Below are 8,995 nucleotides of genomic sequence, written 5' to 3' on the forward strand. Positions count from 1 at the left end.
AATCCTCGCGACGATGCGTGAGTTCGCCATCGTGGACTGGCGTGCCGCCGCACTCCTCGTCCCGTACCTCGCGTGGGTATCGTTCGCGACAGCACTCAACTACGGGTTCTGGTCGCTCAACTGAGTGACGGAGAACGAGTCGATACTGTCAATTCTTGTGGGGAGAGAACATGCCGCAACGGTTATATTTCTCGTACTCGTCAAAACGGTAGAAAACCGTGTACGCGACGGAGCTCACAGTCGTCGTGGATGTCGATTTCGACTGCGACATTGACCTCGGTACGGAGGTTACTGTCGCGTCGGCGAGCGACGACTCGACGCCGAGTGACCCCGCCTGCCTCGTCGTCTCCGACTCGGCGACGGCCGTCCCCGCTCGCGTACCAACCATCCTGTTCACCGACGAAGACCCAGCAGACGTCGTCTCACCGGAGCGGTTCGACGCCTACGTGCCACGCGACGACCCAGAGGCACTCGAAGCACAGATTCGGTGGGTTCTTTCCCAGCACGCAGACGACTCACACCCCGAACGGGACCGCCTCAAACGACTCTACGAAGGGACGACGAACCTCATCACCGCAGAGACAGTCGACGAGTTGTACGACCGAGCCATCGGCCTCGCGAAACACATCCTCGAATTCGACAATTCGTCGTTCATCGTCCACGAGGGCGACGGGTTCTACATCAGGGGGAACGAACGCGACTTGGAGGGGACAGGTCCGATTCCGACCGACACGGGAATTCTCGGCCAAACCTACCAGACGCAACAGTCCTCCCTCGTCGACGACGTCCGCGACCATCCGCAGGCCGAACCCGACGACCCGGCGTATCGGTCAGTGGTGAGCGTCCCGATGGGGAACGAAGGTGTCTTTCAGGCACTCTCGAACGAGGTCGGTGCCTACGACGAGACCGACCTCAGATTGGCCGAACTCCTCGTCTCGTACGTCTCGGAGACCCGAGCGCGCATCGAAACCGAGGCCGCGATGCGGCACAGTCGCGAACAAATCGAGCGACTCCACCACGGTGCCACCGAGTTGGCCGCGACGACGAGCCTCACCGAGTTGTTCGAACGAACCGTCGAGATTACCGACGACATCCTCGACTTCCACCTGAGTTACGTCGGCGTCGTCGAAGGCGACGAAATCGTCCCGACGGCCATCTCGACGGGCACACCCGAAGACGGGGCCGAACGCGTCTCCGTCGAAGATGGCGGAACCGCCGCGAAGACGTACCGAACCGGCGAGACACAACTCGTCTCTGACATCGCCAGCGACGCCGACGCGAAACCGGTCAAGCGAACGTATCGCTCGGGACTGAGCGTTCCAATCGACGACATCGCCGTGTTTCAGGCCGCGTCGTACGTCCCGGACGCGTTCGACCAGACAGACGTGGAGTTGACCGAACTGCTCATGGCACACGTCGCCGTCACCGCCGACCGAATCGCGGCGGAGACGAATCTCCGCGAGGAACGCGACCGGTCCAGCGCCCTCTTCGCACACGTCTCTGACGCCGCCGTCGCATACGACGTCGAAGACGGTGCCGTCACGGTCCTCGGCGTGAACAGAGCGTTCGAGGACATCTTCGGCTACGACTCGGGTGCCCTGGTCGGAACCGACCTTCTCGGCCGCGTCGTCCCACCAGAGAGCGACGATGACGGCGGCGACGACGAAACCACCGATTTCGCAGGTATCCCAGAACTACTCGTCGCGACAGGAGAGAGTTACCGCGGTGAGGTACGCCGTCGAACGGACGACGGTGTCCGTGAGTTCATCTTGAACGTGGTCCCGCTTTCCCCCGGCGAAGAACGCGGGTCGGGGTACGCTATCTACACGGACATCACCGAGCGGAAGGCGCGTGAAGACGAGTTAGAGCGGCAGAACGAACGTCTCGAAGAGTTCACGAACATCGTGAGCCACGACCTTCGAAATCCACTGAGCGTCGCTCGTGGAAACCTCGAACTCGCGCGTGAGACCGGTGCAGACGAGCGGTTCGACACGGCAGAAGACGCACTCGACCAGATGGAGACACTCGTCGACGACCTGCTCTCGCTCGCTCGGCGCGGGCAACTCGTCGACGAGACGACGCCCGTCGACCTCGGAACCGTCGCCAACCGGGCGTGGATGACGTCCGAAACTGCCGATGCGACGCTGGAGACGCCAGAGAACGTGGTGTTGGACGCCGACGAAGATAGACTCGGCGAGTTACTCGCCAACCTGTTTCGGAACGCCGTCGAACACGGTTCGACAGGCAGTCAGACCTCGTCTGACGACGACCACGGCACGGAGTCAGTTCACGTCGAGGTCGGTGGTGTAGACGGCGGCTTTTTCGTCCAAGACGACGGGTTGGGCATCGAACCGGACCGCCGCGACGACGTGTTCGAACCCGGTGAAACGACCGGCGGCGACGGTATCGGCTACGGCCTCGCAATCGTCGAGTCGATTGCCGACGCACACGGATGGTCGGTTATCGTGACGTCCAGCCCATCCGGTGGGGCGCGCTTCGAGTTCCGGGGCTGACCGGACCAGAGTCGGATAAAACGTGCGTGTCGATTAGTTCTGCGAGAGTGCGAGCGACGCGAGGAGTGCTTCGAGTTGGACCTGTTCGTTCGCCCCCTCGGAGATGCGGTAGTCGGCCTCGCCGATGCGTTCCATGAGGCGGACGGCGGCGCGTTCGTCCAGGTCGAAGTCCCAGACCGACCGGTGGAGTTGGTCGATGATGTCGCCGCCGGCCATGCCGGTGTCGACGATGAGCGTCTCCAGTTTCTTGCGGGCGGTGGTGAACTCGCCGTCGATGGCCGCGCGGACCATCTCTTCGATGTCTTCGGGGCGGGCCGTCGAGGTAATCATGTAGACGGCTTCCTCGTCGACGACTTCGCCGGTCGTCGCCGCGGCCTGCAAGGAGTTGATGGCACGGCGCATGTCGCCACCGGCAGCGTAGACGAGGGCGTCGAGTCCATCTTCGGTGAGTTCGATACCTTCGGCGGCGGCGATGTCACGAGTCTGGTCGGCGATGGCGTCGTCACCGAGTGGTGAGAAACGGAAGACGGCACACCGCGACTGGATAGGGTCGATAATCTTCGAGGAGTAGTTACACGAGAGGATGAAGCGCGTGTTGTCAGAGAACTGCTCCATCGTCCGGCGCAGCGCCGACTGCGCGTCGTTGGTCAGCGAGTCGGCCTCGTCGAGGAAGATGATGCGGTAGTCGTGGCCACCGAACGACGACCGAGCGAAGTTCTTGATTCGGTCGCGAACCACGTCGATACCGCGCTGGTCCGAGGCGTTGAGTTCGAGGAAGTTGCCGCGCCAGTCGTCGCCGTAGATTGCACGGGCGATGGCCGTCGCGGAAGTCGTCTTCCCGACGCCCGCCGGCCCCGCAAAGAGCAGGTGCGGCAGGTCGTCACGCTCGATGTAACTGCGCAGTCGCTCGACGATTTCTTCTTGTCCGTAGACGTCGTCGAGGGTCTGCGGTCGGTACTTCTCGATCCAGATTTCGCGACCCGCCGGGGTGTCGCCCGACTCCGCGGCCTCGCTCATATCCACTTCACAGGTGGCCGCGCACATAAAGCGTCCGAGACGGTGACGGTGGTGAGTTCGACGCGACCAAAGCCGACGGACTGAAACCGACTCCCGCCCCACGCCAGAGCATGGACGTAACCGTCGAAGTCGTCGGCGAGGAGACCCAAGCGGTCACCGTGGACGACGATGGAACCTACGCGGACCTCGTGAAGGCAGTGGGCCTCAGTCCCCACGAGGTGTCCGTCCTCGTCGACGGTCGCCCCGTTCCCGAAGACCAACCGGTCGAAGTCGAACAGGTGCAGGTACTCCGCCTCATCAAAGGCGGACGTGCCTGACTGGCAGAACACCGCTGCCGGCAGTCCGGTCTTCACGGCGGCTTTCGGTGTTTGGTAGCGAAACCGCACTCCCGCAGGACGGTTATAGTCGACGTCCTCGATTCCCTGAACGTGTCTGCCAACACGAACTCCCTCGACTTCGAACTGCCTAACGTCGCCGCCGGTCCCGAGACGCTCTCGCCGGCCACCCTCGACGCCGACTTCCTGCTCTTGTTACTCCAGCGAGACTACTACTGCAAAGTCTGTCGCCGGCAGGTGCAGTCGGTGAAGCGACGCTACGACGAGTTCGAAGCGCGCGATGCCGAAGTCGTCTCCGTCCTTCCCGACCCACCGGAGCGTGCCGAGAAATGGCAGCGAAGCTACGACCTGCCGTTTCCGCTCCTCGCCGACCCCGGTGCCGAAGTCGGCGACGAGTTCGACCAGCCGACGCGATTCGGAGCGCTCGGCAAACTCCACGACATGGTCGGTCGGATGCCCGAGGCCGTCCTCGTGGACCTCCGTGACGACCCCGAAGTCGTCTATACCCACCGCGGTTCCAACCCGGCCGACCGCCCGAAACTCGACGACCTGTTGCGGCGCATCGACCGTCTGGCCGCGTAAGCGCGCCATCTGTCAGCCCAACACTCCGCCGGACCTATCTCTCTCCGCACCGCATCGCCGACGATGAGCGATATCGTCGTTCGTGAGGGTTCGCCCGACGAGTTGGTCGCAGTCATGCGCGTCCTCGACGCGGGTCTGCTCGACGTGGCCGCCAGCGAGGTCCGTGAGCGACTCGAAGCCGGTGACTGCCTCGTCGCCGACGCGTCGGGTCGTGTCGTCGGTGCACTCGTCCTCGACGACGACTACATCGACGCGGTTGCCGTCTCGCCGAGTCGGCGGAACGGGGGCGTCGGAACCGCACTCGTCGAGGCCGCTCTGGACCGCCGGGGGCGCCTCACTGCCGACTTCGACGCCCGTGTCCGCCCCTTCTACGAGTCGCTCGGATTCACCATCGAACCGATATCCGACCAGCAAGCCGACGACCGGTTCCGCGGTGTTCGCGCCGACCGTCGTGGGCATCGCTAACAACCGACATAGGTATATCGCCACGCCTGTTATGCTTACAGAGCCGAGGCCATGGCAAACCGAGAACGCGGCGACAGAATCCTCACCGACTGGAATCGGGTGTTCGACGCGCTCGCGGACCCGTCGCGCCGGTACGTCCTCGAGTATCTGCACGACAGGACCCAACCGGTACCGGTGTGGGAACTCGCTATCGCACTCGCAGTTCGGACGACCGACCGTCCTGCGAATCAGGTCGACATCCAAATCGTCGAACAGGCAGAGACGGGTATCGTCCACGTCCACCTGCCGAAACTCGAGGCGGCGAACCTCGTGGAGTCGAACGGCGAGACGATTACGTTGACGGACCACGCCGAGACGCTCCCGTTGTTCACGCCGGCGTACCGAGGTATCGTTCGACCGGCTGCGAGCGAAGAAGAAGACTGGGAGTCTTAGACGAGCGGTTCGACGAGTTCGCGGCCTGCGTCGAGGAGCGCAGAGACCGCATCTTCACTTCCCGCTTCCGCGTAGACGCGCATCTTCGGTTCCGTGCCGGACGGGCGGACGAGAAGCCACGAGCCATCGTCCAAGAGCAGTTTGAACCCGTCGAGCGTGACGACTTTCGCGATGTCGCGGCCAGCGACCGTCTCGGGGAGTTCGTCGTCGAGTTCGTCGATGACGCGGTCTTTCTCGGCGTCCGGACAGTCGATGCTAATCTTGTCGGCGACGATTTCGCCGTATTCGTCTTCGATACGGTCGAGACGAGCGTCGAAGTCTTCTTCGGCGGCGGCAGCGGCGGCGAGGAGCCCCATCAACACACCGTCTTTCTCGCGGACGTGACCGCGGATGGAAAAACCACCAGACTCTTCGCCGCCCATGAGCGCGTCGTGTTCGCGCATCGCGTCGGCGACCCACTTGAACCCGACTGCCGTCTCGAAGACGTCCTCGCCGTGTGCCTCGGCGATGCGGTCGATGAGGAAGGTAGTCGAGACGGTGCGGATGGCCGGGCCGGAGTCCGATTCGAGCAGGTAGTCGTAGATGGCGGCGAAGAAGAGATTCTCGTCGAGGACGCCGCGTTTGGGCGTGGCGATGGCGAGACGGTCGGCGTCACCGTCGTTTGCGACCCCGAGGTCGGCGCCGATATCTATCATGGCGTCGGCGAGTTCGTCGAGGTTCTCGGGCGACGGTTCCGGTGAGGACCCACCGAACTCGGGGTCCCGCTCGCAGCGGAGGCGAACTACGTCCGCGCCGGCCGATTCGAGCAAGGCGTCGGTGACGCCGCGACCGCTACCGTGCATGGCGTCGTAGACGACGGTCAACCCGGAGAGGTCGTCGCCGACGAGGTCTAGCGCGTGGTCGGCGTGCGGCGAGACGATATCGACGCGTTCGACCGTCCCGCGTTCGGACTCCGGCAAGAGGTCGGGTTCGGCGAGGTACGCGGCGACGGCGTCTGTCACTTCGGGGAGGGCAGGCGCCCCGTCAGAGGGGATGAACTTCACGCCGTTGTACTCCGGCGGGTTGTGCGAGGCAGTGACCATGAGCGCACCCGAGAGTCCGCGGTCCGCGATGGCGTACGCGACGAGCGGCGTCGGGCAGTCACGTTCTGGAAGAAGTACGTCGAAGCCGTTGCCGGCGACGACTTCCGCGAGCGACTCGGCGAATCCGGGCGACGTTTCGCGGGCGTCGTATCCGACGAAGACGGGGTCGGTGTAGCCCTCTTCTTTGAGATAGTCTGCGACCGCTTGGCCGACGATGCGGACGCGTTCGTCGGTGAACGTGTCGAGCGTGGCGCGCCACCCATCGGTCCCGAAGGAGATTTCGTCCATACGCGCACGTCTGCACGCCGAGCCAAAAAACTACGTTACGGGTCGACAAGTCGGTAACCCTGCTCGGGTGGAACCGTCGTCACGACTCGACGAGTGACAGTTTCTGCTGTCGTCTGAGTTGCTTAATCTCGTACTCGCGTGACATCGCCGCCGACTTCGAGTCGAACTCCTCGACGTGGACGAGTTCGACGGGGGTCCGACCGCGCGTGTACTTCGCGCCGTCGCCCGCGTTGTGTTCGGCGACGCGGCGCTCGACGTCGGTGGTGTAGCCGGTGTACAACGACTCGTCGTTACACTGGAGGACGTAGACGAAGTGCACGAGAGAATGGTTCAGGGGCGAGGGTATGAACCCACCGCCCGGCCTCGTGCACCGAGTGTTGGCTTCGCGTGGTGGTCTTTGTTCGCTTCAGTGGTCATGCAGTGCGGGCACGCTGCCGAGCGACTTCCGCGATACCGGCGTTCGCCGAGCAGTTCGGGCAAGCGAGAACTTGACCGTTCTTGTCGGCGAACACGCGGGCGAAGCGCTCAGAGACGTGTGACCCGCAATGGTCACATACTGGCATTGTCTGAATCCGGCAGCCACCAAGCCGGTATGTTGTATACCGGGTGCGAACCATATGAGGCCTTCGCGCGTGTGCGTGCGTACGCGTAGATGGTCGATTTCGAGGGAGGAAAATGGACAGGCGTCAACGCCCGGCCAGTAGAGATAAATATAGTCAGACGGAGACGGCAGGGAAGCTGGACAACCAGCTATTCAGACTGCCGTGCGTCGGAGATTGCACGAGCGACGAGGCCCGCTTGTGCCCCCGCGATGTAGCCAGCGTCGATGTTCACGACGGAGAGGACAGTACACGACTGGACCATCCCGAGCAATGCCGCTTCGCCGTCGCCACCGTGTCCGTACCCAGTGGAGACGGGTAACCCGATGACGGGCGTGTCGACCAGTCCGGCAGTGACGGTGGGCAACGCGCCTTCACGCCCGGCAGCGACGACGAGGACGTCGACCTCACGGAGCAAGTCGAGGTGGTCGAGGACACGGCCGAGGTGGGCGACACCAACGTCTTCGACTCGTTCGACGGAGACACCCATCTCACGGAGGACGACAGACGCCTCGCCTGCGGCCTCCGCGTCCGACGTTCCGCCGGTGACGATACCCACCGTCGCGTCGAGGTCAGGCCGTTCGAACGACGAATCGCACGCGACGACGGTCTTCGCTCGTGCGTCGCGGTCGATAGTGCAGTCGGGGAGCGCATCTGCGACGGCCTCTGCGTGGTCGGCGCTGGCCCGTGTGACGAGCGCTCGACCGCTCGTCTCGACGGCCGCGACGGCTATCGTCGCGGTTTCGTCGGGTGTCTTTCCCTCAGCGAGGATGGCCTCTGGGACCCCTCGGCGCGTCTCCCGTGCGGCGTCGAACCGTCCGGCACCGGTCGTCGCGTACCCCGCGAGTCGTGCTTCGGCCTCCGCGGGCGAGAGTGACCCGTCCGCGACGGCCTCCAGAATGTCGCGCATGGCCGCACGTTCGCCCGAGACGTACTCATACCCGTCGTTCTCGACTCAGAGGGAGAAAGCATATATAAGTGGACATTGTTCCTCCGAAATCCGTCGTTATAGAAGCGCCATAACCCCCAAATCCGGCGGTATTAACGACCAATATAGGAAATTTTATTAATGGTGGTTCGGTACAACATTCTGTATGGCAGACCTCATTGTTAAGGCAGCCGTCAAGGAAGCGCTTCAGGACAAGAACGTGGCCTCGGACTTCTACGACGCCCTCGACGAGGAAGTCAAGGAGCTTCTCGAAGACGCTGCACGCCGTGCTGAGCAGAACGACCGTAAGACGGTCCAGCCCCGCGACCTGTAAACCGGTCTAAACTACTACTACTACTTTCTTTTATCGCAACCCCGCGAGCGACAGCGCAGTCGAGGGTGTGAGACGTGTGTCAGAACTAGTCGCTCACAGTTCAGTGACATCCACGCCGTCGTCGGTTCCGACGTAGACCACGTCGGCCAGACCGGCGAAGATGCCGTGTTCGACCGCACCGGGGAGTGCAGACAGCGACGCCGCGAGGTCCGCAGGGTCGGCCACTTCGCCGAAGTCACAGTCGAGGACGAGGTTCCCGTTGTCGGTGACGACGGGGCCATCTTTTCGTTCGGCACGTCGGAGCGTCGGGTCGCCACCGAGGTCTGAAACGGCCGCAGCGACGGTCGTCCGGGCGTTGGGAAGGACTTCGACCGGCACGGGGTGCGAGAGCACGTCTGCCGTCTTCGACGGGTCGGCGAC

General features: G+C 63.5%; 13 protein-coding genes. 7 read left to right on the forward strand and 6 right to left on the reverse strand.

Translation table 11 applies throughout. From position 1 onward, the window contains the following. Together AUR66_RS05270 and AUR66_RS05275 are read left to right on the forward strand one after the other, a co-directional pair. Positions 1 to 124 (forward strand): tryptophan-rich sensory protein (locus tag AUR66_RS05270; protein WP_197409678.1); only part of this gene is annotated, 124 nt, incomplete at its 5' end. A gap of 121 nt (positions 125 to 245) precedes the next feature. Next, complete coding sequence (locus tag AUR66_RS05275; protein WP_197409680.1) at positions 246 to 2,513, forward strand: GAF domain-containing sensor histidine kinase; 2,268 nt, start codon at positions 246 to 248, stop codon at positions 2,511 to 2,513. 33 nt (positions 2,514 to 2,546) lie between these two features. Here AUR66_RS05275 and AUR66_RS05280 read toward each other — a convergent pair whose 3' ends face one another. Then, positions 2,547 to 3,530, reverse strand: coding sequence for a replication factor C small subunit (locus tag AUR66_RS05280; protein ID WP_058571447.1), 984 nt, complete (start codon positions 3,528 to 3,530; stop codon positions 2,547 to 2,549). Between the two features lie 110 nt (positions 3,531 to 3,640). On the opposite strand from AUR66_RS05280, the gene samp2 reads away from it, so the two are divergent. The 4 genes from samp2 (at position 3,641) to AUR66_RS05300 (ending at position 5,344) form a co-directional block, all read left to right on the forward strand. Beyond that, positions 3,641 to 3,847 (forward strand): ubiquitin-like small modifier protein SAMP2, encoded by a 207-nt coding sequence (gene samp2, locus AUR66_RS05285; protein WP_058571448.1) that lies wholly within the window; start codon positions 3,641 to 3,643, stop codon positions 3,845 to 3,847. Between the two features lie 111 nt (positions 3,848 to 3,958). Beyond that, positions 3,959 to 4,447 (forward strand): peroxiredoxin family protein, encoded by a 489-nt coding sequence (locus AUR66_RS05290; protein ID WP_058571449.1) that lies wholly within the window; start codon positions 3,959 to 3,961, stop codon positions 4,445 to 4,447. 63 nt (positions 4,448 to 4,510) lie between these two features. Beyond that, positions 4,511 to 4,912 (forward strand): GNAT family N-acetyltransferase, encoded by a 402-nt coding sequence (locus tag AUR66_RS05295; RefSeq protein WP_058571450.1) that lies wholly within the window; start codon positions 4,511 to 4,513, stop codon positions 4,910 to 4,912. Between the two features lie 51 nt (positions 4,913 to 4,963). Beyond that, positions 4,964 to 5,344, forward strand: coding sequence for a DUF7344 domain-containing protein (locus tag AUR66_RS05300; RefSeq protein ID WP_058571451.1), 381 nt, complete (start codon positions 4,964 to 4,966; stop codon positions 5,342 to 5,344). Here AUR66_RS05300 and AUR66_RS05305 read toward each other — a convergent pair. The 4 genes from AUR66_RS05305 to larB form a co-directional block, all read right to left on the reverse strand. Beyond that, positions 5,341 to 6,714, reverse strand: a complete 1,374-nt coding sequence (locus AUR66_RS05305) for a phosphoglucomutase/phosphomannomutase family protein (protein WP_058571452.1) — start codon at positions 6,712 to 6,714, stop codon at positions 5,341 to 5,343. The genes AUR66_RS05300 and AUR66_RS05305 overlap by 4 nt on opposite strands. Before the next feature lie 79 nt (positions 6,715 to 6,793). After that, positions 6,794 to 7,033, reverse strand: coding sequence for a GIY-YIG nuclease family protein (locus tag AUR66_RS05310; protein ID WP_058571453.1), 240 nt, complete (start codon positions 7,031 to 7,033; stop codon positions 6,794 to 6,796). Positions 7,034 to 7,127: 94 nt separating this feature from the next. Then, on the reverse strand, positions 7,128 to 7,277 hold the full coding sequence (locus tag AUR66_RS23350) for a DUF7563 family protein (protein ID WP_013035558.1): 150 nt from the start codon (positions 7,275 to 7,277) through the stop codon (positions 7,128 to 7,130). Positions 7,278 to 7,464: 187 nt separating this feature from the next. Further along, a complete protein-coding gene (gene larB / locus AUR66_RS05315; protein WP_058571454.1) occupies positions 7,465 to 8,223 on the reverse strand; it encodes a nickel pincer cofactor biosynthesis protein LarB in 759 nt (252 codons plus the stop codon). Positions 8,224 to 8,407: 184 nt separating this feature from the next. Between larB and AUR66_RS05320 the strand changes: the two genes are divergently transcribed. Beyond that, complete coding sequence (locus AUR66_RS05320; protein WP_058571455.1) at positions 8,408 to 8,575, forward strand: DUF1931 family protein; 168 nt, start codon at positions 8,408 to 8,410, stop codon at positions 8,573 to 8,575. Positions 8,576 to 8,668: 93 nt separating this feature from the next. On the opposite strand, the gene AUR66_RS05325 is transcribed toward AUR66_RS05320, so the two are convergent. Continuing rightward, on the reverse strand, positions 8,669 to 8,995 hold a 327-nt coding region (locus AUR66_RS05325; RefSeq protein WP_197409679.1), incomplete at its 5' end, for a ribose-5-phosphate isomerase A.

This window comes from Haloferax profundi, assembly GCF_001469865.1.
GTDB lineage: Archaea > Halobacteriota > Halobacteria > Halobacteriales > Haloferacaceae > Haloferax > Haloferax profundi.

Excerpts from the sequence above, each read along its gene's own strand:
- AUR66_RS05280 (WP_058571447.1), bottom strand. The coding sequence starts at position 3,530 with ATGAGCGAGGCCGCGGAGTCGGGCGACACCCCGGCGGGTCGCGAAATC.
- samp2 (WP_058571448.1), top strand. The coding sequence starts at position 3,641 with ATGGACGTAACCGTCGAAGTCGTCGGCGAGGAGACCCAAGCGGTCACC.
- AUR66_RS05295 (WP_058571450.1), top strand. The coding sequence starts at position 4,511 with ATGAGCGATATCGTCGTTCGTGAGGGTTCGCCCGACGAGTTGGTCGCA.
- AUR66_RS05300 (WP_058571451.1), top strand. The coding sequence starts at position 4,964 with ATGGCAAACCGAGAACGCGGCGACAGAATCCTCACCGACTGGAATCGG.
- AUR66_RS05305 (WP_058571452.1), bottom strand. The coding sequence starts at position 6,714 with ATGGACGAAATCTCCTTCGGGACCGATGGGTGGCGCGCCACGCTCGAC.
- AUR66_RS23350 (WP_013035558.1), bottom strand. The coding sequence starts at position 7,277 with ATGCCAGTATGTGACCATTGCGGGTCACACGTCTCTGAGCGCTTCGCC.
- larB (WP_058571454.1), bottom strand. The coding sequence starts at position 8,223 with ATGCGCGACATTCTGGAGGCCGTCGCGGACGGGTCACTCTCGCCCGCG.
- AUR66_RS05320 (WP_058571455.1), top strand. The coding sequence starts at position 8,408 with ATGGCAGACCTCATTGTTAAGGCAGCCGTCAAGGAAGCGCTTCAGGAC.